Below are 26195 nucleotides of genomic sequence, written 5' to 3'. Positions count from 1 at the left end.
GGTTAGATGTAATTCTAGTAATATATATTCTTAATACTAGTATACAATTCTATGGATGTAAACGCCTTGGTAACCGTTTCCTTTGCTTGCTACTAATAACCGACATATTCAAACCAGTCAAAATCTGCATAATTACAACTTTCCTGACCATGACTAGTTGCATACATTCCAATAAAAGCTCCAACAAATCCACCAGCTACATCTGAGCTTAAAATCGTACCATCTACATCTTCCCTTAATAAATTCCATGTTTCCGGTGTTGTTCCATAGTAAAAACTATATGCTTGCCCTATCGCTTCGATTTTCAAATAAAGTAGATCAGTCGTTATTGGCTGAATAGCTAGTAGTTCATCTTGCCCATTGCTTCTTCTTATCAGCCGTATCGAGGATTGGTTCTCGTGTAAACCGTACTCTACTCTCAATTGATAATTATGATTCTGCAACAATACGATGCCAGCAGACTCACCCTCATTCAATGGAGAAAACTCGAGCTTAGTACGAACTGAAAAATTCATATGTTGTTGCCTTCGGCCAACAAAGCTGGGATTTACTTCTTCCGTTATGACTTCTTTCTTGGTCTTTAGGCGTAAGTACCCCGGTCGATCTTTTAATGACCAAAAATCCTCTTTGGGTGTACGAATAAAGCTCCATTTTAGGCCTAATTCACTTCCTTCAAAGTGATCACATGCTGGTTCAGTCCCCCATCTTGTTTCTACAAGATCTGGACATTGCATTTCCAATTCTATGATACCTTTTCCAGGGTTAACGACTGGCCACCCCTCTTCCCATATAAACGGAACTAAATACGTTTCACGCCCTAAGTTACGATAATGGCCACCATAAGGACGCGTTGCTAAACAAACCATCCACCATTCTCCATTTTGAGTTTCAATAATATCTGCATGACCAACATTTGTAATTGGATAGTTTCTTCCCAAATGGCGATGCGTTAAAATCGGGTTTGTTTTGCAGACCTCATAAGGTCCTGTAATCTCTTTACTACGAGCAATGGTTACTGAATGAGTAAAACCGGTACCACCTTCAGCGATAATTAAATAATAATAGCCATTGATTTTATATAGGTGTGGAGCCTCTTGAGCGTGAATTTGCTTTAATGCTCCGTCCCATAGGCTATATTTTGGACCGATGAGCTGCTTTTTCTCTAAATCTAACTCCTGCATCCAAATTTCAACGTGCTTAGGATACTGTGGCCCCTCAGGCGGGACACGGTTTCCTGTATAGTAAACTCTTCCATCTTCATCAAAAAATAACGATGGATCGATTCCAGGAGCATCTTCAAGCCAATTTGGCTCCGACCAAGGACCACTGGGATTAGTAGCAGTTACATAAAAGTTCTTACGTGCACCAGTAGCAGAAACCACAAAGGTTGTTATCGTGTAAAAAATACCTTCATGATATCGTATTGTCGGTGCATAAATTCCTCTTGAGTTTGGTGTACCATCTAAGTTCAATTGAGATGGTCGATCTAATACATGGCCAATTTGCTGCCAATTCACTAGATCTTTGCTATGAAAAATAGGAACTCCCGGGAAATATTCAAATGTTGATGTAACTAGATAATAGTCTTCACCAACCCTACAGATCGAAGGGTCTGGATAAAAACCGGGTATAATAGGATTTTTAAAAGTTTTCATATTAGATCGTCCTCTCTCGAATACATTTAGATAAGCGATGGCGCATGAAGCTAAACATAAAGTACTAAAAACGCTTATGCTTTCTTAACCTATTAAAAATGTAAAATGGTAAAATTAGAACGTCTTCAGTTCTAATTTTACTTTCTTACACTTTTGAGAGGGGTGACGCAAATGGCCACCCTTCCCTAAAGTTATTTACTTACTCTAAACCAATCAAAGTCAGCATAACCTGAGCTTGCATTCTCCCCTCTATTTATACAGAAAATTCCAAGTTGAGCGCCAATCCATTTTCCTTCAGTTGCAATAAAGCGTTGTTCAATCGATTTGAAATTCTCACCATCAATACTATAGCTAAATTGGCATTGAGCACCTTCAGCTACTTCAATTCGTAAAAAAACCGTCTCTACATCAAGTTGGTCTACTATTTCTTCTATTTCAGAGGTTGTGTTTCCGTTATTCTCACCGGTAAAATGAACTAAAGACAAGCCCGCATCCGATTTTTTCAGCATCACTCCTGCGTATTTCAAACCGAACATCATCAAGCCACTGCAGTCCTCACTACTTTCAGGCGTAAATGTGACACTGGTAGTTGCCGTAAAGGTAAGTGCTGGCAGCTTTTGTGTTAAGATTTGTCCTGCATCATATAGAGTTTCGACACCTTCTGGTAACGGAGTGGCAAAAAGTCGTAATTGGCTTTCGTTTTCACCGATCTTATACCATTCAACTTTTTGATTTGCGCGCCACTGCCATTGAAGTCCTAACGTATTTCCGTCAAATTCATCATTCACCTGCGGCACTGTGATTTCTTGTTGTATAGTAGTTGGTTTCTTCCAACGTGTAACCGGTTCACCGATCCCGTTTTCATCAACATTGTCCCCCATGACTGGCCAGTCATTCTCCCAACTCATCGGTTGTAAATGAGTGATTCTCCCATAGGCACCTTTATCTTGAAAATGAATAAACCAATTTTCTCCATTTTCTAGCTCGACCCACCCACCTTGATGTGGACCGTTGATATCAGTGCTTCCTTGATGGAGGACAATTTTATCTTCATAAGGACCATAAATGGACTTGGAGCGCAAAATTGTCTGCCAACCTGTTGGAACTCCACCAGCAGGGGCAAAAATGTAATAATACCCATTTCTCTTATACATTTTTGGACCTTCGATCGTTTCATGATGCAAATTTCCATCAAATACATGAACACCTTCGTCTAGTAGCGCTGTTCCATCAGGCTTCATTTTACTTACATGTAAGATACTTTTAAAACCAATTCTACTTTTAGCAAATGCATTAACTAAATACGCTTGACCGTCTTCATCCCAGAACGGACAGGTATCAATCCAACCTTTTACTTCTTTTACTAAATGTAGTGGTGACCACTCACCAAATGGATCTTTCGTTTTACTCATAAAGACGCCTTCATCAGGAGCCCCAAAGAATACCCAATAAAAACCGTCATGATAGCGAATACTAGGAGCCCAAACACCATCACCATGTCGTGGTTTATCGTAACTTTCAAAAGGCAACTTATCACAAACATGGTTAACTATTTTCCAATTTACTAAGTCCTTTGAATGCAAGATTGGTAAACAAGGCGACATATTAAAGCTGGAAGAAACCATAAAGAATTCTTCACCGACACGAATGACATCGGGATCTGAATAATCAGCATGTAATATTGGATTTTGATAGTATCCATTACCAAGGTCAGCTGACCAAACCTTATGATCTACCTGAGAAATTTCAGATTTCGTTTTCACGTTTTTTTACTTCCCCTCTTAGAATTCTAGTTTTACGAAAGAATAGATAGAGTAATTGCCTAATTTTTACTTAGCGGTAGATCGTACCGTTGCTACTATTCTCTACTTCCAAATATGTTTCAGAATAGATTTGTGATTGACGGCCGTTGATTGTTACATTATCGACTTTATTAAGCTTAACAACCGGTGTTGCTTCGTGTGTCTTTTTCATGACAACATTGTCAATATCAACATCTACTACTTCTTCCATCGTTAATGCAGGACCTTGGCGAGTTTCAACACGAACACGGTGGAATTCAATACCATTCACATGCTTACAATATATCCCTTCTCCTGCCATGATGATTTCGTCCTTCACCATATCAGGTTCTCCACCTTCCTCATTTGGATCAGTTGTCATTTCAAAGGTTACATTGCTCAATGAAACATCTTCAATTGGCATCTCTGGAAGACCATAGATGAAGGCTGCTGCAGCACGACATTCTTTTGCTGTGACATTACTAATTTTTATATGTTCAATTTTTGGTGTTTTTTCAGTGACCGGTATAGCTTCTGGTGCATTCATTAGTGGATCATTAACATCTACCCCGTAACGATAGAACGAGTTAATCGCAAAAGCGCAAAATACATTTTCCATGTAAATATTGTTGATTAGGATATTTTTCATGTATGCTCCACGAGCTCGATTAGTTTTTAAACGAATTCCACGATCAGTGCCGATAAATACGCAGTTAGAGATTGTTACGTTTTTAATTCCACCTGAGTTTTCACTCCCCATAACAACGCCACCATGTCCGTGAATCATTGTACAATTCGTAATCGTTACATTCTCAGTCGGTTTTCCAACTCTTCTGCCATCCTCATTAATTCCGGACTTTAAACATAGGCAATCATCCCCTACATCAAAATGGCAATCTGAAACTCTTACATTTGAGCAAGAATCAATGTCTAACCCGTCACCATTTGGAGTGTCCCATGGATTTTCGATTGTCACTTTACTTACGTTTACATGGTTACAATATACGAGATGCGTATTCCAAAATGGCGAATTCTGTAATGTAATTCCTTCCAAAGTAACATTCTCACAATTAAACAATTGAAGTAATGCTGGGCGTAAAAATTGCGACTCCCATTCTACTAAATTTGTATTTGGATCAGAAAGCACATTTTTATTTAATTCGGCAATTTCTTTTGTTCTAGAAGAAGAATAAATTTCTCCATTTTTAATTTGGTGGTAAACTTTCCACCATGCAGATCCTTGACCGTCAAAGGTACCATGTCCCTTAATTGCTACATTTTTTAAGCCATTTCCGTATATTAATGGTGAATAGCCGTAACACTCGTACCCAGACCATCTTGTTTGTACTGGAGCATATACATCAAAATTTGTATCAAATAATACCAACGCACCTGATTCTAGATACAAAGTGATATTACTTTTAAGATGTATCGGACCAGTTACGTATGTTCCTGCTGGAATATAAACAGTACCACCACCACTAGCTGCACACTCATTGATTGCATTTGCAATTGCCTCTGTATTGTCTGTTGCATTATCCCCTATTGCTCCGTACTTTGTTATATCGAAAAAAATCATCTTTGTTATCCTCCTAATCTATAATTCCCTATATTCAAAGTTTTGAAATTTTACGAGTCCATCTCCAGTAGCATCTAAGCCAATCCTTAAGCTTAGGAAACCGCCAAAAGTATTATGATGAAACCCTGAAGCGTCTAGAACTTTATCATATTTGGTCCATCTTCCTGTTTCATTTAAATAATAAAATGAAACAATATGATGATCATTTCTAATTCTTAATCTAACCGTGTCACCATCATAAGGGACTACTTTATACTTTTTAAATGTCCGAAAATGCTGAATTCCTTCTACAGTGACGGAAAGTCCAAAATATGAATTTTCGTTGTAATACAACATAAACTTTCCTTCAACAGCTTCTTCAACTGAAACATCAACTTCAACCTCATATGACTTATCTTGTGCCATATACAGCAGTGGTGAAACACCCCCAGTACTGTCCCCTTTAATATTTAGCGCCCCATTCTTAATCGAATAGCGTTGTTCATCTACTTCACCATTGGTTTGCCAATGTAAACCTATTCTTTTTTCTTCAAAACGATCTTTGGTTGGAAAACCGTGAGTTCCTGTTTCTCCCAATGGCTTTCGGAGCGGTTGATCAGCTTTTATCCCTTCTGGAACTTTATACCAACCGTTCTCTGTCCATTCTATTGGTAAAAGCAATGTTTGCCGGCCTAGTGTATGAAAGCCATTTTCATAAGCGTGATAAACCATCCACCACTCTCCTGAAGGAGTATCGATCAATGTGCCATGACCTTGTGACCAAAAGCGCTCTTCTTTTGTTTTCGTTTTGGTGATCGGATTGTATGGCGAATGTTCCCATGGTCCCCAGGGAGTTTTCGAACGAGAGCTAGCAACCATGTGACTCGTCGGTGGACCAGCTGTACCACCGACAGCTAGAGTTAAGTAGTAGTACCCGTTATGAAAAGTTAACTTTGGACCTTCTGGACTAAAAGCTTCAACTTCCCATTCTTTTGGGTATTTCCAAGGTTCATAGACATGCTGTACGTCTCCAACTACTGATAGCCCATCTTCTGATAGTTGCACCATATGTCCTCCAGATAAATGCAGGTATCGCTTCTTATCTGGACCAACTACATGGCCAGGATCAATATGTTTTGTATTCAGATTAATTGGTTTACTCCATGGGCCTTTGGGATCTGTTGCCGTAACTACCCAATTTGTTTTCTCTGCTGGAAAATAGATATAATACATTCCTTCATAATAAACAAAGTCAGGAGCCCAAACATCTCCATTAAAATGCTCAAGTGCGGTACCAATTGGCTTCCAATCGATAAGATTTTTAGAATGCCATATTATTAATCCCGGTAGATATTTGTAAGATGTGTTGACCATATAATAGTGATCCTCGACACGAATAATTGAAGGATCCGCATAGTTCCCTTTAAGAATAGGGTTAAGAAATGTTTCGGCATTATCTACAACTATTTCGCCAACCATTTTTCAATCAACCTCCTATAAAAATAAGAGGAATATGCAGCTTATTATTCATGTAAAAATACTACATTTTTAATGAATTCCATCGTTCATTATCCTCGCTCCCCGCTCTATATGCAGTTACGTAAACAATTGCAACTACATATAGATTGGTATAGCTTGCTTAAGGTAATTATGAAATTCACTTATTTAGTAAGTACCTAATTTGAATAAAAACGTTGCATATTCCTCTAAATGTAAATTCTAATTAACCTTTTACCGATCCTAAAAGAGCACCTTTTGCAAAATACTTTTGAATGAATGGATAAACCATGAGTACTGGTAAGGTAGCTACCACGATTACCGCCATTTTAATTGTAATTTCAGGTGGTGGCACGTCCGTAAAGTTGGCCCCATCATAGTTCATTCCAGTTGCTAGTACAACAATTTGTCGTAAAAGAATTTGAACTGGCCATTTCGACGAGTCACTGATATATAGAACTGCATGCATATAAGTGTTCCAATACGTAACTGCATAGAAAAGTGAGATTGTTGCAATCGCTGGTAATGAACATGGGATAACAATTCTAAATAGAATTCCAAAATCACTACATCCATCAATTTTTGCTGATTCTTCTAAACCTGCAGGAAGGTTTTGGAAGAAACTTCTTAATATAATCATATTAAAAGCATTGATCGAGACAGGGATAATTAACGCCCAAAGTGAATTCATTAAACCCGTTTGTTGAACTACTAAGAAAGTTGGGATCATCCCCCCGTTGAAAAGCATCGTAAAGATGATAAAGAATGTAATTTGTCTGCGACCTACTAAATCACGACGTGAAAGTCCATATGCCGTAAGTGTAGACATAAACATACTCCATAGAGTACCAACAACAGTTACGAATACTGAAATTGCCATCGCCTTCAAAATAGTATCTGTTGAGAAAATATAACGATAAGCATCTAAACTAAAAACCGTCGGGAATAACAGGAACCTTTTCTGAGCTAGTTCTGCACTTGTTGCAAAAGACGCTGCAATTACATGTACAAATGGGATAACTGTTAGAAACGCAATGATTGCGAGTATTGTATTGTTTGTAACATTAAATATTTTACTGCCTAATGATTTATCTTCTACCATTTTTTACGCCCTCCTTAAATTAAATCTTAGTAAACGCCTTCTTCTCCAGCTTTTTTCGCTGCCCAGTTAGCAAACATGATTAATACTAGACCTACAAAGCCTTTGAAAAATCCTACTGCGGTACTGTAACTAAACTGCCCTTGCTTTAAACCAGCTGTATATACATACGTGTCAAAAATTTCCCCTACTTCACGATTTGCTGCATTTAATAATAAGAAGATGTGTTCAAAACCTAATTCTAAAACATCTCCAACTTTTAAGATTAATAGAACGATAATAACACTCTTAATCGCTGGAATTGTAATGTGCCACATTTGTTGAAGGCGGTTCGCTCCATCCATTCTTGCTGCTTCATAAAGAGATGGATCAACAGCTGAGATTGCCGCTAGGAAAATGATTGTTCCCCAACCAGCTTCACGCCAAATTACTTGAATGATATACATCGGTCTAAACCATTCAGAGCTTAGTAGGAAGTTTATCGGTTTAAAACCTAAAAATTCTAATAGTCCATTAACCATCCCGCCATCTAACGTTAACATTACATAACTAATGGAAACGATTACAACCCAAGACATAAAATGAGGAATATAGATTAATGTTTGGATACTTCTTTTGAAAAATTCTTTTCTTACTTCATTTAGCATTAACGCTAAAATGATTGGTATTGGGAAATAAATAAATATTTGGAGTCCAAATAATATTATCGTATTCTTAAAGATCATTCCGAAATCTGCACTTGTAAATAGTCTCTCAAAATGCTTTAACCCAACCCATGTACTACCACTGATACCTTGATAAGGTTTATAATCTTGAAACGCAATGATTAATCCGTACATCGGTACATATTTATAGATTAAGAAATATAAAAGTCCTGGAGTAATCATTAAGTAGATCATCTTATTCTTCTTAATTTTTCTCCATAACTCGGCACGTTTTTCCGATTTTGGAGATTGTGGTGGAACTTGTTTTTCGACTGCTACATTATTTTCCATTTTCATCTACCTTTCTAAAACTATAATTTTTCATCTCTTTGTTCCTTTCAATCATGTTTTCTCTCCTTGGTTAAAGATTAATCTATTCTTAGAATAACAGCTATAATCATCAGGTTATTTAGGTACTAAAAACCCTGATTTTATAAGGCTTTTTTCATAAAAGTGAGACATTGATTATCAAATATATAAGCGGAATTTTCTTGTTTTAATCGGTCCTTAAACATAACTATTTTCAAGCAACCCTCTTTGAGAAAACATCCTTTCTAAAAAATTGTTCCTATTAGCTTGTAGGTCGTAACCAAGCGAATGCTTGGTTCTTCACGCTTTGCGTGAAGCTTTTGAGAATAAATAAAGGCTAACTCACAATGAGTTAGCCTTTATCATTTTCATTTAGTTAGCAGCTTTATAAGATGCTGTGAATTCTTCAATAATTTTGTCTCCGCCTTGTGATTTCCAGTTATCAACTGCTTTTTCAAATCCAGCTTCGTCAAGTTGTCCAAGAATGAACTTAATTGTAGCATCTTCAATAATTTGATATAATCTTGGGCCATCTAATACAAACGTATCAGAGTCAAGTGTTAATGTTGGGTTAGTGATTAAATAAGACTCATTTTCAGCTTGTAATTCAAGAGCTTTTAATTGAACATCGTATGAGAAGTAAGCATCATAACGACCATTTGTTTCAGGCTCACCAATTTCAAGTGAAAGGTAAGGTCTAACTTCGTTGTCGAATAGAGTTTGATCAAGAACTTTAGCTCTTCCATCGATTGCTTCATAATGTTCGCCTTCAACACCTCTAATTAAGATGTTAGCTACTTCTGGAGTCATTAACTGATCATAGAATGAAAGAATTCTTCTTAATTCAGCTTCTGTTTTAACAGAAGATTTCGGGAACATTACAACACTACCAAATCCAGGGATAGACCAAATTCCATACTCTCCATGTGGCCCTTCAATGTAGTTATGAACATCAAATACTACGTCTGGGTTTAAAGCTACAGTATCATTATATAAGCTGTTAACATCTGGCATTGAACCTACATAAATACCTGCAGTTCCATTTTTGAATAATGCTTGTTGATCATTCTTACTAGTTACAGGGAAATCTTGGTTCATGTAACCGTTTGAGTGAAGATCTCTCATATACTTTAAAGTGTCCATATATTGCGGAAACATAAACTCAGGTAAAATTTGACCATCTTGAATTCCGAAGTCATTTGGTACACCATGCCAAGAAGCAATTGTTTTAAATGCACCATATACTAAGTCACTACGGTCAGTAATCCCGATTGTATCTTTTCTGCCTGATCCGTTTGGATCGTTCTCAGTGAAAGCTTTCGCCATTTCAAAGAACTCAGCAGTTGTTTTTGGTGTTTCAATTCCAAGATTGTCAGCCCAGTCTTTACGGTAAATAAATCCTTGACGAGATAACGGTCTTCCTTGATATAAAGAATAGATTTTTCCATCTACTTTCGTGTTTTCTAAGATCTCTGGCTTTAACTTGCTTAAGTTTGGATACTCATCAAGATAAGCTCCAACTTCCCAAAATTGATCATCACGGATTGCATCTTTAAACTGATTAAATGTTTGGAAGTTCATTGGAACTACCATCGGTAAAGTTCCTGTTGCAAATGCAGTATTTAAACGGTCACTAAAGTTAGCATCTGGAACAAATTGAATATCTAGTACTGTGTTTGTTGCTTCTTCTACCATCTTTTTAATTCTATCACTAGGAACTTCAGGTGTATGAAGGTTCATCATGATTGAAATTTCAAATGGTGCTTCCTCTGCAGGAGTACCATCAGCATTACCCTCTGTATTCGTGTTTGTAGCGCTTTCATTTTTTCCACATGCAGCTAACAATAGTACGAAAAGTGTTAGTGTTGTGAAAAGTGTCATAAACTTCTTGTTTTTCAATACGTTCATTCAAACAACCTCCAATTTTTTTTGATTATCTCTTAAGCTAGTGATTGGATGACAAGTGTTTTATAGTAATAAAAATTGGCGATACGTCCATTTTACTATTATAAACGAATAGACCTAGTAATTGATTAACTATTTTTTACAATCCAATTATAGGAAAAGTAATTACTAACTATCCACACACGTTACCCGAGATAATATAAGGATAGAAAACAGATTGCTAACTTTAAAGCGTAAGGTTACTAAATCATAAAGAGGGGAAGATCTTGAAACGTTTCTCTTCCTTCAGCTCTTATCGGATTTCTTAACGGTAACGCTTTCAAAAAATTTACTATCTCTCTTTTTTAACCCCCTCTTCGATCCATCACTCCTTAATTGACATTGTGATAAGTTACAACTTGGTTGTTACATCCTTACTATAAAGAACGAATAGCCATTGCGTATATAATCAATACCTTACATGAATGTGTACTCTATCTTCTTTTTTGAGTTTGACCAGTGCAATGACTACTATTGATGACCCCAGTAAACAAGGAACCGTACCGTTTGAACACCCTTATCTCTACTAGAAAATCGGGTGTTGGCTATCAAATCGCTATTTTGACAACGTTTTCATACATCTAAGAAAAGGATTATCATATTATTTAGAGATTATTATTCCATTCTTCTAGGTCGAGATAGACATTATCTAAAGCCTTGTCCTCTCAACCAAGAACTACAAATCCTTGACCAACTTGCGACATGTGAATCAGCCTCCGCTAGTCCCAACCCATGTCTACCACTTTGAAAGATATGTAACTCAAACAGAATGTTATGAGTACTTAGAGCCTTAGCAAATGCCAAGCTGTTCTCAACTGGAACTGATCGATCATCTGCAGTGTGCCATAGAAAAGTTGGTGGCGTAGTCTCCTTCACTTGTTTTTCCGCTGATAATACAATGCGCTCTTCTTCAGTACTTCCTTCACCTAGTAAATTGACGACTGATCCTTGATGATAATTTTCAACAAATGAAATTACTGGATAGCACAAGACTAATACATTAGGTCTAGAACTTTCCCTCTCAACTGGATCTACAGCATTCTGATTTCCTAAATCAAACTGTGTTCCGGCAGTTGCCGCTAAATGACCACCTGCAGAAAAGCCTAAAATACCTATCTTATCTTTATCAATATTCCAATTAGGAGCATGGTACCGGACATAACGGATCGCGCGCTTTGCGTCCAATAATGGAGCTGGATGTTTAGAAGGGGCAACTCTGTAGTCAAGTAGAAATGCAGAAATTCCAAGACTATTTAACCACTTACAAATTGGTGCCCCCTCATGTAACGCTCTATGGTGATAACCTCCCCCTGGGCAAACAATCATTCCTGCAGATTTCGCTTCTCCTTCTACTATAAATGGAGTAAGTATCGGTACCTCCTCATCCATTGCTCCAGACACTTTGGGAGCACCATCTTTCCAAAGTAGTTTTGACATATTTCATCACCTTTTCCATTTGAAATTGTTTTACATAAGGATCTTTTCTTGAGGAAGCGGTATACTTAAGCTACCAACTATACTTTATTTTTGAGGTGGAACATGAACAAACAAGAGCTTCGCAACAGACTCTACTCCTTGCTGGGAGAACTTCCAGCAAGAGAGACACAAATTCAAATTAGTGTAATCGCAGTAGAAGAAAATGAGCATTACAAACTTGAGAAATTATTATTAGATTTAAACGGATTAGAATTGGTTCCAGCCTATTTTTTGAAACCATTACATAGTGATAATAAAAAGCTACCGACAATATTATTTAATCATTCACATGGTGGTAAATTTCATCTGGGAAAAGAAGAGCTAACTTCGGGAAATAGTTATTTATACACGCCTGCTTTTGGGATTGAATTAACCAAAATGGGCTATGCTGTTCTTTGTATCGATGCCTGGGGCTTTGGAGAAAGAAGTACTCGTACAGAAAGCTCTCTTTTTAAAGAAATGCTCTGGAAGGGGCAAGTTTTATGGGGCATGAGAGTATTTGATAGTATTAGAGCACTTGATTATTTACAAACCCGTTCTGATGTTGATGGTGAAAGAATAGGAACCATGGGAATGTCCATGGGTGGTATTATGACTTGGTGGTTAGCTGCTTTAGATACTAGAATTAAGTGGTGCGTTGATGTTTGCGGTTTAGCTGATTTCCAAGCTTTAATTGAAACGGATAGCCTGGATAAACATGGTTTTTACTTTTATGTTCCAAGATTGTTAAAATACTTTTCAACTGCTGAAATTAATTCTCTAATTGCTCCACGTCCACATTTAAGTGTCGCTGGTATTCACGATAAACTAATTCCAGTTTCAGGATTAGAACGAATCGAACCGATCTTAAAACAAATTTATGAAAATGAAGGAAAACCTCAAAACTGGAGTCTCAAAATGTTTGACTGTGGACACGAAGAAAATAAAGAAATGCGAGAAGAAATTGTTCGATTTCTCAAAAGAAACTTTTAATAAAAATCTGCCATTCTCCTTACTATCAAACACATCTCTGTAGTGAGGAAAATGGCAGACAAATTTTCATATTGTTTTATTGAATATCTTAACTACCTAAGTCTTATTAGGTAACACTAGAAATAGCCGTGCTATCTGTTCAGACCTGGTGGTGTAATCGGTAAACCTGGAGGAAACGGACTACCTTTACCTGGTGGTGTAATCGGTGGGCCTGGTAAAACAGATGGTTTGCCGCGACGTTCATTATCATCTCCAGCTGTTTCTTCAATTCCCATATAGGCGTTATATACTTCCCATAAATCTCCCCACTGAATGTTACCTTCAGCATCCCGCTTAATTCCAATAAGCTTCTCTTGGTCATCGTAAACGAGAATTTCTTGTAAGCTCTCTAGAATTTCATTAGAAAGTTCTTCACCAGATGCATTTACAGACGCTCCAGATTTAAACATATAGTTATTATCAGAATCTAAGTGTGTTGGATAACTATCATTTCTATGATCAACACCTTCAGTTCTGTAAGAGACAAACCCATTAATCGAAAAATCAGTTGGAATATGGGCATATGTTGAAAAGCTTAGATTTGCACCAACATTGTTAAAACCAATATTGTTGTTTGCAATTAAACCAGGATTACTGTTACTTGTAAACCCAAAGTATCCATTGCCAATTGCAATACTATTTTCAATAACGTGAGGAACATGAACCCCTTCGCCCCCAAGTTTAAAACCATTTTTACCGGCACTACCTTCATATCCATTCGTTAATGTTCCGTTACTAAAGGCAATACTATTTTTTATTGTTACAGGTCCAATTGCCCCTGTACCAACTTTCGTATATAAATCCCAACCATCATCAATATTATTATGAGATATACAACCATCAAATACATTTCCTTCACCCACTGTAAGCTTTGCTGCAAATCCATCGGCATTGTTTTGAGACGGATCAATATTGTCAAATGAAATACTATTAAGAATAAGGTTATAAGATGGCCATTGAGATTTATCATTTTCTGACGTGTCAGTTCGGCTTATTTGTAAACCTGTATCTCCATGCTCATAAAGCCTTACATTTTCAATGATATTATGACTTCCACCAACAGTATAACCTTTCGTATTTCCAGCTGAACGTGCAAAGTCTATCCCCTTAACATGCCAATATTTTCCACTATGGACAACCCCTTCAGACCTCTTATCGAAATCAATGACAGGTCTTGTAGTTGCTGCTGGGTCAGCTATTAGAAACTTCATTGCTTCAGTAGTACCATCATTATACTTTTTAATTTCAATTTTTGAGTTACGTACATAATTACCTTCAAGCACAATGATCGTTTGACCAGGTTTTACAAATTCGATTGCTGTATCTAGGTTAAGAGGATTTTCTCTCGTACCATCACCAGAGTTTGTTCCAGTTGGAGATACATAAATATCACCTTCTCCTCCAGCAAACGTTTTCGTTTGAACTGTAAAATTACGAACAATCGGTGCATACGAAGTTAAATATTGAGTATCGTTTGGTAAAAACGTTAAGCTAAAATTTGTATTGCTATTAGCAGATAAAATTGTAGGAATTTTTAACAGTTCTCCTTGTTCAACTTCCACCTCAGACGCAATTTCAGTCTGGCCTTGTCTCACTGTTACAGTTCCATTCACATTTGATCTTACGATTAAGTCATATTCAGACAATGGAGTTTTATCAAGAGATAAAATCTCTACATGTGGTGAAACTGGTTGTGCTGGTGGTTCTATTTTTGGAGCGTCTGTTGCAGCTGCCGTAACTGTATAGTCAATATTACTTACTTCAATGGTAGCAAGGCGTGCAGCATAGAAACCTACGTAAATTTTTGAATCTTGAACATTTAGTAAATCTGGCTCAAAGAAAATAGCCTCTTCGCCATCATTTAACATTCCCGTATAACCACTATTTGTTTTTGCTAATGTTAAGCGATAATTTTCTGTTGTATTAGCTGTAGTCGGTCTTTCATTTTTTAACATCTTTTTCTGAATTCCTTGGCTACCTTCACCATCAGAAGCTAGTACCCCGGTTCGCACAAATGCTTGCGTACCATTTGCATCTCTTGTCCCACCGCTAAATCCACCTACTGCGGCAATATTCGAAGCAAATACACTTGCATCTTGAACTGGGTTTATTGCATCTCTTGCCATAATACCGAAAGATTCTTGTCCATCATGAGGAGTTTTCGCATAAGTGATTACATGAATATCTGCTGATAAAACAAAGTTATCTTCATTTGCATCAATCTCGGTATAGTAAAATGCGATACCGTCATGATCACCAGTGATTTTTCCACCACCTTCAAGTGCGACAACTTTAATTGTTCCATCTTCTAAAACTTCTACATAGTTATTTGCATTTGAAGTAGATTGACCAAATCTCATCTTCTTCCATTCTACTTCCACTTCTTCTCTTACAGTTACTTGGTAAATAATAGATTCAATTTCAAGATTGTTTGGTACGATTTCAATATCATATATTCCTGCAGCTGAAAGATCAAAACTAGCTGAGTTGATCGTATATTCTCCAAAAGCCAATACTTCTCTATCACCATTATCATATACTTTTGAAATCACTAAGCCATCAACATTAAACTCTTCACCAACAACAAAAGTTGTCTGCGGGTAGTCCGCAACCTCAATGTTTGTTACCTCTTTAATCTTTACACTAACTGAGAATGTTACTTCCTTACTTTTGTGTGTAAGAGTAATTTCTTTTGTCCCTGGATTTTCAGAATCAAACCCAGAAACCTCGTATTCATTAGGCAACAGCCTTACACTAGAATTATCATCATAGCTTGCATAAACATTAATACCAGCTAGGTCCAATTCGTCACCAATAAAATAAAGCATTTTTACTGGTAATTGTCTAATGTCTAGTTGAGTTAGATCAGCATCTTTAACAGTAACATTGAAGGCTGTAGTTGTTTCTGGTGTTTCATTTGAGGAAATAGTAACTTCTACAATCCCTGCTTCTAAGAATTCATATCCTTCACCATCAAGGTTACTAATTGAAAACGTATATTGATCACTTGAGAGATCAGCAAATTTGTATCCGTCTTCATAGTTTGCTACAATGACAATTCCTGTAGGATCAAATTTATCGCCTTTATAGTAGACTGTTTTTGCAGGGAAATATTTAATCTCTAATTCGGTAACTGATAACGATAAAATCTCTAATTCAATCGTTCTCGTTACCCCATTATAATTAATTGTTATGGTATTTGTTCCAACTACACTGCTATCAAACCCAGTAACAATATAATCAGAATCAGATAATACCTGTTCAGTACCATCTGAAAACACTGCTGTTACTTTTAAACCATCTAAGTTTAAGTTTTGCCCTAACAAAAATTCAGTGTCCATTTCGGACGTATCTACCTTTAATTCACTTACTTTTCGTGCATCCACTTGGATTTCGAAGTTACTAAAGGTAACATCTGCATCTCGTGCTACGTAGAAACCTACGAAAACTTCATCTTTAAATAAGTCTACTGCAGAAAAGGTTTCACTTTGACCATTTGTTGTTACTACAAACGTATCTCCAGCTTTTCTAATTGATAAATCGTATTCTTGACCGGCAGCTGGCATTACTACATCTGCAAATGGTTCAAGTTTTGTCATATTTCCGGCTTGTACATTACTATCAGTCTTGTAAAAACCTTTCATAACTGTATCTAGTGCACCAACCGCTACATAACGAGAGATATGGCCACCTGTACTTGCATGCGTTCCAATTTCATCTCTTAGCATTAAACCAAATGATTTTTGGTTTGGAGTACTGATCCCACTCGTACTATTAAAACTATTTACTGTAGCTTTAGTGGTAATCTCAAAATTCACGCCTGCTGGTACTTCTTTATAATAGAAAGAGATCCCATCAGTAGTATTTGATACTTTACCTCCAGTAGCTAACAATGTTACTGAACCATCCTGATTTAATGTTGGTTCTGGATTTCTCGGTGGATTATTTGTTGTATTTGTATTATCACCAAACGCACTGAACTCCCAATCACCTAGTTCAATTTGTCCTTCAATTGCTAACTTTACGTTGCTGAATGTTACGGTTGTGTTTCTTGATGTAAATAGACCTGCATAGTTGATGTCACCTGTGAAGTTTTCGATCAACTGTTCTTCGTCACCGACTTTTAAGATAAATAGATTTCCTGTTTTCTGAATACTTAACTGGTATTCTGTTTCAGCTGCTGGAACGACAGCTTCCTCAAATAACCAATCGTTTTTTGCAAGACCTGTAGCTTCGGATTTATAAAAACCTTTGATTACTTGATCTAGAGCACCGACAGCTACATAATCTCCGGTAAATGTGCCCATATTTGTATTTACTAAGATGTTTTCGCGAAGCATTAAACCAAAAGCTACTTGATTATTAGCTGTCCATGCATCTACATGTGCAGTGGCTGTTAGTTCAAAATTCCCATCAAGAGGAACATCCTTAAAATAGTAAGCTATTCCTTCTGAACTGCTCGCGATTTTCCCTCTATTATTAGAACTTCTTAAGATTACAGTTTCATTTTCATTTTCTGTGATTTCAAAGTTTTCTTTAGTGATATTACCCTGTCCACCATTATCACCAAATACACTTCCTTGCCAGTCACTCGAAATATTAATCATGCCTTCAAAAGGATCTTGTTGAACTGTTTCAGCAAATGCCAACGTTGTTAAATTTAGAGATGAAAACATTAATAAAAAGATTAAAGTAAGTGAGAGCCATCTTCTTTGTTTCAAAGTAAATATACCTCCTTAAATTTGTTAACGCTTACAACTAACAGTAAATGAATCCCCCCTCCAAATAGTTTTGATAGTATTGTCACTCGTAAAGTCGACGAGCTATGACCGATACAAACCAAATCACTAGAGAGATTTAGATAATTTAAACCTCAACAACTTAATGAATTTCATAATTCATTATTTTCGCTATTAAGACCTAAATGTAGTTGCGTATAAACCATTCGCAACTAATTTAGATTGATATAGCTCTTTTAAGGTAATTATGAAATTCACTCAACTAAATAGAAATTAAAGTTTTGTTCTTGATAATTATAAGTACCACTTAACAAATAACACTATAATCATTTACTCAGGTGTGTGATAACACCACGTTTTCATCCTATGAAAAAAAGAAAAATGATTATTCGAACTATTAAAAGATTATAAAAAAAAGGCTTCCTGTCTACTATGACAAGAAGCTTCCTTTTCACTTATTTTACTGATAAGCTTGCAACTTCTGTTAACATACTCTCAATGTATTGTTTCGTTTCCGCCATATTTTCTGGTTTTACTGTATCAAGAATTATATCTACGTATGGCTTGTATTCAAACAATTTCTTAAATATTAATTCGTAATTTAGTTGACCCTTGCCAATTGGAGTCCAGATCATTGTATTTGTATCAGTAACTAAACAATCTTTTGCTTGAAAAGCGACAACTTTATTTCCCAGTAAATGAAACATCTCTTCAATTACTTCATCTTGATTAGCGATATTTTCTATTGTAATAAGGTTTCCAGGATCTAGAACGACTCCGATATTTGAAGAAGGAACCTCATCTAACAATTGTTTTAGCTTTACAGCATTATCAACCATATGATGCTCCGCAGCCTCTATTCCAATGAAGATCCCCCACTTTTGGGCTTCTTCCACTAGTTCATTAAGAGTTTCCTTTAAATTGAGCCAATCCTGATCTGTAAAATCATTATTTGGAAGTTTCCCTACTTCGACCGCAACAGTTGCTGTCCCAAAAAACTTAGCATGACGTAAAATTTCTTTAAATCTTTCAATATTCCTTCTACGTTGTTCTTCATTTCGATCAAATAAATGAAGATAGCACCCTAAGACAGAAATAGAGACTCCATACTTTTGAAACTCATCTCTAATTAACTTCGCTAAACCAGGACTTAACTTTCCAGGTTTCGTATAGTCTATGTCATCAAATGCTTTCCATAGAGCTAGCTGAACGTGACTAAAACCGTAGGAACCTACATTTTTAGCTACCTCTTTGTAATTGGATTTTCCACATAAATGAGCTAATACACCGACCGACATTTTCCCAACCTCTTTTCTATAGTTTCTTATTTTAATAGATCTTCTCGAAGTGGAGTGAAAATATCGACAATGATTGATTTTTCAAGAGCCTTTGCCCCGTGTTTCGCATTGCTTGGAATGACTAGCGTTTCACCTGCTGTGATAATATGCGATTTTCCTTCAATCTGAAATTCCAATTTACCTTGAATACAATACGTTAGCTGTTCATGTGGATGACTGTGTTCATACCCCTCTGCGCCTATCTCGAAGTGAACCTCCATCATCATTAATGACTTCCCTGGCTCAAAGATCTTCCGAGTTACCCCGGGTTCTGCATTTTCCCATTTTCCAATTGAACTCATAGTTTTATCCCTCCACTTTACTCTATGTTATTTATTGTGCTTGTTTTAGTTTTGCTAGATTTGAAGGTTCTGCCACTTTTTTAACAGCCCATTGCAAGAAAAATTGCATAAGTGCCATGAAAAACAATAACCAAGGCAAAAAGCCCGCATCTACATTTTGTATCGAAAGCATGACGATGATAACGCTAGTTGCTCTACCTAAATTAATCGCAGTTTCTCTAACCACAATCGATTCAATTCGGAAATTTTTGTTTAATGGAAGCTCATCCATCATTTGATAATAGTGCGCTGTGTAAGTGTTTGAATGCAGTGGATTAAAGATATGGTAAATAATCATGAATATCACAACTGTCCACATATTTATTCCCCACAAAAGCAATGATGAGGCTATGGAAAAGCCTATAGCAGCCAATAACATATACATCCCTGTTTTCTGAATAGAAGCGTAACGAGAAATTAAGTAGCTACAAATAATGGTTAAACTAAAGAAAAATACATTCATAAAGCCAATGATTTGTTCTTTCTCAAAAACAGTAAACAATAAGATTGCCGGGATATACATCATAATCCCTTGAGGAAGTCCGATAATGTACCAACCAGTTAAGGAACGAGAAAATTGCTTATATTTCCTAAGCATTTGAAAAGTATATTTGAGATAGTATGTTTTATGATGTGTTGGTGCCTTTTCCATTCTTAAACTACCGATGGAAGCAGTCAAAAACATCACAAATGCTAAACCAAAAACAATTGAATAGCCTGTTAAGTCAGTATATATACCGATAATGATCCCCGCTAGTGCCGGCCCTGTTAGTTGGGCAATATTATTGACGATCATATTCCAACCTAGGTACCTGTGGCGATTATTGTTATTAGAAAAATCATACATTAATGTAAAATGACCTAACCAATAAAAGGAGGTAGAAACACCTTTTAATAAGGCAAATAAATAAAAGTACTCTACCATTCTCTCCATCGCTAGAAAAATGGCTAAGTAGAAAATAGCCGTTAAAAAGATACCTGAGCGGTAAATAATTAAACGATCTTTTTGTTTTGCAATTTTACCAATCAAAATCGTTGCGATTGGCGCAGACAATAACGTAATTAAATTATAGGCACCATTAATCCATAGGTCATTGGTTAATCTCCATAAGTACAAGTTAACAAAAATAACCGATAATGAATTTCCAAACTGAAATATCCCGTGATTCGTTAGGGTTATTATCGCTTGTCGTGATAACCTTTTTTCCTTTTGGACACGAAACCATTTCATTACTCTAACCCCTCAATGCATCGACCATCTTATAGAACTGTTCAAAATCTGGATGTTGATAGTCAAAATCTAGATTTGCTAAACGATAACATAGACGGTGGATTAATACAGCTTGAGTGGAGGCATTCATATCTCCTTCAAACAGCCCTTGACTTAAACGAACCGCCACAGGCATATCAGGATAATAATCCCCTTTTTTCACCTGAGCGACATTGGGTGCAGAAGGTGAGTTAGCAATCTCTCTTGAGAATCCACCATCCTCACGCTTTAGCTTTCGTATATTAGCTGTTGTAATTTCAATAATAGTGGTTAAATCTGAATCTGAAATTTCTACTTCCATATAATCTAATAGATTTATAGAATTTCTAATGTAACACATATCAGTTGCGACCTCTGATTTTAAGCATTGAATGATACTTTCATAGATTTTTTCACTTCTAGGTAGAGGCTTTTGAAAACGACTATAAAATGTATGCAATTTAAATGTACCAGAAATTCGCACATACATTGACCCCTCACCCCATAATCCTGTCTCAGGGTCTTGGATTTCTTTAAAAAATTCTAGGGCTGTATTTAAATACTCTTCACGGATACCTTTAGGTAACTCTGCTAAATATATAGCTGACACACCTAAGCGGTCACAGCCTCTCCAACTATTTCGTAAATCAATGCTTTCTAACCATTGGCGGTATGATGCGATTGACTCCATATAATCAGGTGCTGAGTTATCCTTACTCGGAAGCGGGTAAAGTGGTTTTGCACCAAATTTCGCTAGCCTGTTCGTGCTGTAACCAATTGCTCTGGCTACCATTACTTCATCATCAACCATGTTTGGATTCCGGTCTAGAAAATAACCCGTATTCATGTCTTGTTTTTGTTGAAAAAAGGTTATTAACTTGCGTTTCATCTCCTCAGGCATAAGTTCAATTAGATGATAGCGCTCAAGGATATTTAATGCTTGGGCACTAGATTCAATATCTGGTTCAATGTTTTGCAGTTCCCTAGAACTTTTTGCATAATAAAAGCCGCCATTTTCATGATCATACTGACCAGCTAACCAAGGAAAAAAGTCATTAAAAAGATCCTCCAATGGTTTTAAAAGCGCTTTCTTTTCACTTATTGGCAATTCCATCTATTCCTCAATCCTCCCTAATTGTGAAGCCTGCTCCTATCATATGGTAGAATTCATATAATAGAAATAATCTGTACTACAGAAATAACAACCAAATGAAAGTTCTAACAAATTGATTATGACAAAGTGTCTGGATTGTTAGTTGATCTATGAGTACAAAACATTTTCTTTTAACAACGTTGTAAAAATCAAATAAATACTCTATTATTTATGTATATGTCCCTTATTTATGGAGGAATTAAAATGAGCATAACAATTAAAGATATTGCCAAACATGCAGGGGTTAGTTACTCAACTGTATCAAAGGCTTTAAGGAATAGTCCTCTCGTTAAAGATCCCACAAAAAAGAAAATCATAAAGATTGCCGAAGAATTAGGCTATGTACCTAACATCGCCGCTAGAAGTCTCGTACAAAAAAGGTCATATACGATCGGAGTTGTTTGGCCTACTGTTGAAAGGGTTGCTCCCTCAGCATTAATAACGATAATAAACGACATGCTCGAAAATCATTCATATACAACCTTACTCTCAATTAATAAAATTGATTCAGCCATATCAACGTTTAATCGTTTTCAAGTTGATGCCGTTGTTGTTTTTGCTGATAATGAAAGTGATGTAAGTCAAGCAGAAAAGTACCACTCAACAGTCCCAATTCTCTACTACGGAATAAATGCAAATTCAGAGTACCCTACGATTGATGTAAATAGAAGACTGGCGGTAGGGTTAGCTGTTGAACATCTAACAAGCTTAGGACATAAAAATATTAGTTATATTGGAGAAATCTCAACAAAAGATCCACTTCAAAAAGAAAAATATATTGGGTATGTAGAAGCTATGGAAGCTAATAATCTTCCAATACAGCCAAATATGGTTATCCCAACCAAGGGCCTAGATGTATATGATGGATATTTAGGCGCTAAATCTTTGTTTCAGGACTCTGAAGACGTGACTGCAATTATTAGTGGTAGCTACGATTTAACAAGAGGAATACTTAGAGCTACTCAAGAGCTGAATATTAACGTTCCTAGTGGACTTTCAATCATTAGTTACGACAATATCCCTCAGACAGAAAATCTTGACGTTCAATTTACAAAAGTGGGTGTTCCACTAAATCGAATTGCTCAAAAAATAACTGAAACCATTCTTGATATTATTGAGGAGAAAGAAATTAATGAAGCGATAATATTAGAGCCCGAAATTAATATTAGCGACTCGTGTGCTCCCCCAAGAAGAAATGAAAAACTCATAAAAGAATAGTTTTTATATAAATGAAAAAACAGGTTTGGCAATTATACCAAACCCGTTTTTTTTAACGGGTTTACTTAAGAGGTGCAAAACGGAAAAACGCAGGCAATTACACTCGCTAAATCACACAACTTTCACAACCGAAATCACAGTATAATTCGCATATTAAAATGGCACGAAGGACTTCGTGCCATTGTTTTTCTTTTTGCTTATCGAACGCTAATCACTCCTTATTCATTATTCATGACCCCACTCGGACCAATGAGGGAATCAACAACATGGGTTGATATAATAAGGGGAGAAACTTCCCTTAAATAGGAAACGTCACTGAAAAGAGTTAAAATAGAAGGAAAATTTCCCGCTATTTACTAAATAAACATGAAAATTTGATTATTTTGCTATATTAAAGGGAAAACCTCCCCTTATTTCCCCCTAACCAAGCTATATTCCGAAGCATAAGGGGAAAATCTCCACTTATTTTAAGTACCTTTGGATAATACACATAGCAAATAGAAATCACATCGAAATCACAAGAAGGAAATATTTATTTCCACCTATGTGAAAGGGGAGGTGAATTATTTTGTGATTTCAAATCTATTTTGTAATGAAAAACTGATATAACAATAAAAAAACACATGTGATTCCTGCTGTGAAATCACATGTGTTTTTGATTGTGAGTGGCTTGTTTGCACCTTTGAAATAAACCTGTTAGTTTTTTTATTAGTGATTTTATTTGGTGCATCTTTGAAATTGTCGTATCGGAGCTACCTCATCAACATACTACCTTTCTCCATCAATATAAAATTCTAAAATATTCAGCAATACATACTGATTAAGAAAAATTCAACGTACTCCTGAGTTAACGGATTTAACGATTGTCGTTGTTACGGACCGTCACTTAGATAAACAAATTTATAAAATATTTACTAGAATGCCGATTTGTTATTCGCGGAATATCATGGGCTAATGCCATGCTAGAACCCCTGTATTTGCATTGCTTCTTTTTAAATAATAAAACTTCTTCCTATAAACTCTTTAAATATTTCCGGTGTATTTCGCATTTTGACCGCTTTCGTAAACTAAATGAGGCGTAGGGACAAATGGATTTGTCCCTACGCCTCATTTAGTTTACAAACTTCACGCTATGCGTGAAGAGCCAAGCTTTGCTTGGCTACGGTCATAATGTAATTGTCCCCTCTGTCTCAGGTAAAGCTAAAAAATTACTTCTTCCCCTTCTGGCTCTGCTTATAAAACTCATGAAACAGCTTCATCAAAGCTCGCTTTTCAATGCGCGACACATAGCTTCGTGAGATGCCCAAGTCTTTGGCAATTTCTCGTTGTGTCCGTTCCTTTTTCATATCAAGTCCAAAGCGACCAATGATCACTTCTTTCTCTCTGTCATCTAGAATATGGATATAGTCATACACTTGCTTTTTTTCCATCTTTAACTGGATTGTATCGACGACATCGGCAGTATCTGCCTGGAGGACATCGATAAGAGTAATTTCGTTCCCTTCCTTATCTGTTCCAATTGGATCATGAAGAGAAACATCTTTTTTAACTTTCTTTAAAGCTCTTAGATGCATGAGGATTTCATTCTCTATACAACGGGCCGCATATGTGGCTAGTTTTGTTCCTTTTCCAGTTGAATAGCTATCAATTGCTTTCATCAATCCAATTGTTCCGATCGATATTAAGTCTTCTGTATCTTCTCTTGTGTTTTCAAATTTCTTAACAATATGTGCAACAAGCCGTAAATTATGCTCGATCAAGCGGTTTCTGGCAATGTCGTCTCCCTCAGCCATAAGCTTTAAATATTTTTGTTCTTCCTCCTCTTTTAACGGTTGCGGGAACGCATTGTTTTTTACAAACGAGACAAAGAAGACTATTTCTTTAATGAAATAACTTAGTGCTGCGATAATACTGGACATCCGCTCACCTCCATAGGCATTTATTCTATACTTATGTAATGGTGAGCTTGTGTGTGTCTGTACATATTTAATTCTTTTAAAAAGAATGTTTTCCTCAAAGTTTGTTGCTTGTAATTTAGCTAGTAATGACAAGATATATCCAAAGCCTCAGGAGCATCTTTTCTAACATTCGGTGGCTGTAAGCGGTCAAATAATGATTTATTTTATTTTCACAATGTTTACGAAAGGCTCTTTTCTAAAAGATTGGTGCTATTAGCTTTTAGGTCGTAACCAAGCCAATGCTTGGTTCTTCACGCTGTGCGTGAAGCTTTTGAGAATAAATAAGCCATTGGGACAAATAAATTTGTCCCAATGGCTTATTTATTCTCAAAAGACGACCTAAAAGCAACAAAGTTTATTAAAAGAGCCTTTAAAAAAACAAAATGCCCCTGTTACCAAGTAACTCACTCCAACAAAGCCTTATGGTTTGCGACGTAGATTTACAGTTAATCGCTGTATCAAAAAAAAGCGACTGACCCTAAATCGTAGTGTCAGTCACTTTCCTACTTATTGTAAATTTTCTGCAATGATTAACTCAGGCTCGGTCGAGTTTTTGATATCCTCAACTGTGTATCCTTCCATTACCTCAATTAGCTTTAAACCATTTTCAGTAACATCTATCACAGCGCGATCAGTAATAATTCTATTTACTACTCCTTTCCCCGTCAAAGGGAGGGTACAGTTTTTTAGAATTTTAGGTTCTCCTTTTTTGTTCACATGCTCCATAATGATGACAACCTTTTTGGCACCATGAACTAAATCCATGGCTCCGCCCATTCCTTTTATCATTTTCCCCGGGATCATCCAGTTTGCTAAATCACCATTTTCAGCGACTTCCATCGCACCTAAAATGGCAAGGTCAATATGACCACCACGGATCATTGCAAAGGATTCAGCACTACTAAAATAAGCGGCACCCTTAATGGCTGTTACAGTTTCTTTCCCTGCATTGATTAGATCGGGATCGACTTTTTCTTTTGTAGGATAGGGACCTATACCTAATAAACCATTTTCTGACTGAAGAACAACTTGTTTATCTTCAGAAATATAGTTGGCAACAAGCGTTGGCATTCCGATCCCTAAATTTACGAAAAATCCATCTTGCACTTCTTTTTCGGCACGGCGGGCAATTCGTTCGCGAATATTCACTATTTACGCCTCCCTTT

At 36.4% G+C, this 26195-nt stretch carries 17 protein-coding genes; 2 read left to right on the top strand and 15 right to left on the bottom strand.

Annotated features, from left to right (window positions below; genetic code table 11):
• Window positions 1-92: 92 nt before the first annotated feature.
• From H1D32_RS19390 to H1D32_RS19355, 8 genes are all read right to left on the bottom strand, one after another.
• Window positions 93-1655, bottom strand: coding sequence for a glycoside hydrolase family 43 protein (locus tag H1D32_RS19390; RefSeq protein WP_261179868.1), 1563 nt, complete (start codon window positions 1653-1655; stop codon window positions 93-95).
• 191 nt (window positions 1656-1846) lie between these two features.
• Window positions 1847-3418 (bottom strand): glycoside hydrolase family 43 protein, encoded by a 1572-nt coding sequence (locus tag H1D32_RS19385; protein ID WP_261179867.1) that lies wholly within the window; start codon window positions 3416-3418, stop codon window positions 1847-1849.
• Between the two features lie 70 nt (window positions 3419-3488).
• On the bottom strand, window positions 3489-5015 hold the full coding sequence (locus H1D32_RS19380) for a glycoside hydrolase family 28 protein (protein ID WP_261179866.1): 1527 nt from the start codon (window positions 5013-5015) through the stop codon (window positions 3489-3491).
• Window positions 5016-5033: 18 nt separating this feature from the next.
• Window positions 5034-6473: a family 43 glycosylhydrolase gene (locus H1D32_RS19375; RefSeq protein WP_261179865.1), complete on the bottom strand. Its 1440-nt coding sequence runs from the start codon at window positions 6471-6473 to the stop codon at window positions 5034-5036.
• Window positions 6474-6717: 244 nt separating this feature from the next.
• Window positions 6718-7593 carry a carbohydrate ABC transporter permease gene (locus H1D32_RS19370; RefSeq protein WP_261179864.1) on the bottom strand — a complete coding sequence of 292 codons (876 nt, stop codon included), beginning with the start codon at window positions 7591-7593 and terminating at the stop codon, window positions 6718-6720.
• Between the two features lie 26 nt (window positions 7594-7619).
• Complete coding sequence (locus H1D32_RS19365; protein WP_261179863.1) at window positions 7620-8585, bottom strand: ABC transporter permease; 966 nt, start codon at window positions 8583-8585, stop codon at window positions 7620-7622.
• Between the two features lie 390 nt (window positions 8586-8975).
• Complete coding sequence (locus H1D32_RS19360; RefSeq protein ID WP_261179862.1) at window positions 8976-10511, bottom strand: extracellular solute-binding protein; 1536 nt, start codon at window positions 10509-10511, stop codon at window positions 8976-8978.
• Window positions 10512-11192: 681 nt separating this feature from the next.
• Window positions 11193-11984, bottom strand: coding sequence for an alpha/beta hydrolase (locus H1D32_RS19355; RefSeq protein WP_261179861.1), 792 nt, complete (start codon window positions 11982-11984; stop codon window positions 11193-11195).
• A 102-nt stretch (window positions 11985-12086) separates the two neighbouring features.
• Here H1D32_RS19355 and H1D32_RS19350 point away from each other — a divergent pair, with 102 nt between their 5' ends.
• A complete protein-coding gene (locus tag H1D32_RS19350) occupies window positions 12087-12995 on the top strand; it encodes an alpha/beta hydrolase family protein (protein ID WP_261179860.1) in 909 nt (302 codons plus the stop codon).
• A 131-nt stretch (window positions 12996-13126) separates the two neighbouring features.
• Here the strand turns inward: H1D32_RS19350 and H1D32_RS19345 are convergent, their stop codons facing one another.
• The 5 genes from H1D32_RS19345 to H1D32_RS19325 form a co-directional block, all read right to left on the bottom strand.
• Entirely contained in the window at window positions 13127-17755 is a 4629-nt protein-coding gene (locus tag H1D32_RS19345) for a bacterial Ig-like domain-containing protein (protein ID WP_261179859.1), read from the bottom strand.
• A 473-nt stretch (window positions 17756-18228) separates the two neighbouring features.
• Window positions 18229-19071, bottom strand: coding sequence for a sugar phosphate isomerase/epimerase family protein (locus H1D32_RS19340; RefSeq protein ID WP_261179858.1), 843 nt, complete (start codon window positions 19069-19071; stop codon window positions 18229-18231).
• A 26-nt stretch (window positions 19072-19097) separates the two neighbouring features.
• The gene (locus H1D32_RS19335; protein WP_261179857.1) at window positions 19098-19412 is read right to left on the bottom strand and encodes a cupin domain-containing protein; all 315 of its coding nucleotides are present in this window, start codon (window positions 19410-19412) and stop codon (window positions 19098-19100) included.
• Window positions 19413-19443: 31 nt separating this feature from the next.
• A complete protein-coding gene (locus H1D32_RS19330) occupies window positions 19444-20682 on the bottom strand; it encodes an MFS transporter (protein WP_261179856.1) in 1239 nt (412 codons plus the stop codon).
• Window positions 20683-20686: 4 nt separating this feature from the next.
• Window positions 20687-21814, bottom strand: coding sequence for a hypothetical protein (locus tag H1D32_RS19325; RefSeq protein ID WP_261179855.1), 1128 nt, complete (start codon window positions 21812-21814; stop codon window positions 20687-20689).
• 243 nt (window positions 21815-22057) lie between these two features.
• Between H1D32_RS19325 and H1D32_RS19320 the strand changes: the two genes are divergently transcribed.
• On the top strand, window positions 22058-23071 hold the full coding sequence (locus H1D32_RS19320; RefSeq protein ID WP_261179854.1) for a LacI family DNA-binding transcriptional regulator: 1014 nt from the start codon (window positions 22058-22060) through the stop codon (window positions 23069-23071).
• 1208 nt (window positions 23072-24279) lie between these two features.
• Here H1D32_RS19320 and sigK read toward each other — a convergent pair.
• On the bottom strand, window positions 24280-24990 hold the full coding sequence (sigK, locus tag H1D32_RS19315) for an RNA polymerase sporulation sigma factor SigK (protein ID WP_261179853.1): 711 nt from the start codon (window positions 24988-24990) through the stop codon (window positions 24280-24282).
• A 546-nt stretch (window positions 24991-25536) separates the two neighbouring features.
• Window positions 25537-26181, bottom strand: a complete 645-nt coding sequence (locus H1D32_RS19310) for a CoA transferase subunit B (protein WP_261180012.1) — start codon at window positions 26179-26181, stop codon at window positions 25537-25539.
• Window positions 26182-26195 lie beyond the last annotated feature (14 nt).

The sequence above is a fragment of the Anaerobacillus sp. CMMVII genome (assembly GCF_025377685.1).
GTDB lineage: Bacteria > Bacillota > Bacilli > Bacillales > Anaerobacillaceae > Anaerobacillus.
Note: the sequence above shows the minus strand (reverse complement) of the source record. Positions and strands in the feature narration are given on the sequence as shown.

Bases quoted from the DNA above. Each gene is read 5' to 3' on its own strand.
- H1D32_RS19390 (WP_261179868.1), bottom strand. From the start codon at position 1,655: ATGAAAACTTTTAAAAATCCTATTATACCCGGTTTTTATCCAGACCCT.
- H1D32_RS19380 (WP_261179866.1), bottom strand. From the start codon at position 5,015: ATGATTTTTTTCGATATAACAAAGTACGGAGCAATAGGGGATAATGCA.
- H1D32_RS19375 (WP_261179865.1), bottom strand. From the start codon at position 6,473: ATGGTTGGCGAAATAGTTGTAGATAATGCCGAAACATTTCTTAACCCT.
- H1D32_RS19370 (WP_261179864.1), bottom strand. From the start codon at position 7,593: ATGGTAGAAGATAAATCATTAGGCAGTAAAATATTTAATGTTACAAAC.
- H1D32_RS19365 (WP_261179863.1), bottom strand. From the start codon at position 8,585: ATGGAAAATAATGTAGCAGTCGAAAAACAAGTTCCACCACAATCTCCA.
- H1D32_RS19360 (WP_261179862.1), bottom strand. From the start codon at position 10,511: ATGAACGTATTGAAAAACAAGAAGTTTATGACACTTTTCACAACACTA.
- H1D32_RS19355 (WP_261179861.1), bottom strand. From the start codon at position 11,984: ATGTCAAAACTACTTTGGAAAGATGGTGCTCCCAAAGTGTCTGGAGCA.
- H1D32_RS19350 (WP_261179860.1), top strand. From the start codon at position 12,087: ATGAACAAACAAGAGCTTCGCAACAGACTCTACTCCTTGCTGGGAGAA.
- H1D32_RS19340 (WP_261179858.1), bottom strand. From the start codon at position 19,071: ATGTCGGTCGGTGTATTAGCTCATTTATGTGGAAAATCCAATTACAAA.
- H1D32_RS19335 (WP_261179857.1), bottom strand. From the start codon at position 19,412: ATGAGTTCAATTGGAAAATGGGAAAATGCAGAACCCGGGGTAACTCGG.
- H1D32_RS19330 (WP_261179856.1), bottom strand. From the start codon at position 20,682: ATGAAATGGTTTCGTGTCCAAAAGGAAAAAAGGTTATCACGACAAGCG.
- H1D32_RS19325 (WP_261179855.1), bottom strand. From the start codon at position 21,814: ATGGAATTGCCAATAAGTGAAAAGAAAGCGCTTTTAAAACCATTGGAG.
- H1D32_RS19320 (WP_261179854.1), top strand. From the start codon at position 22,058: ATGAGCATAACAATTAAAGATATTGCCAAACATGCAGGGGTTAGTTAC.
- sigK (WP_261179853.1), bottom strand. From the start codon at position 24,990: ATGTCCAGTATTATCGCAGCACTAAGTTATTTCATTAAAGAAATAGTC.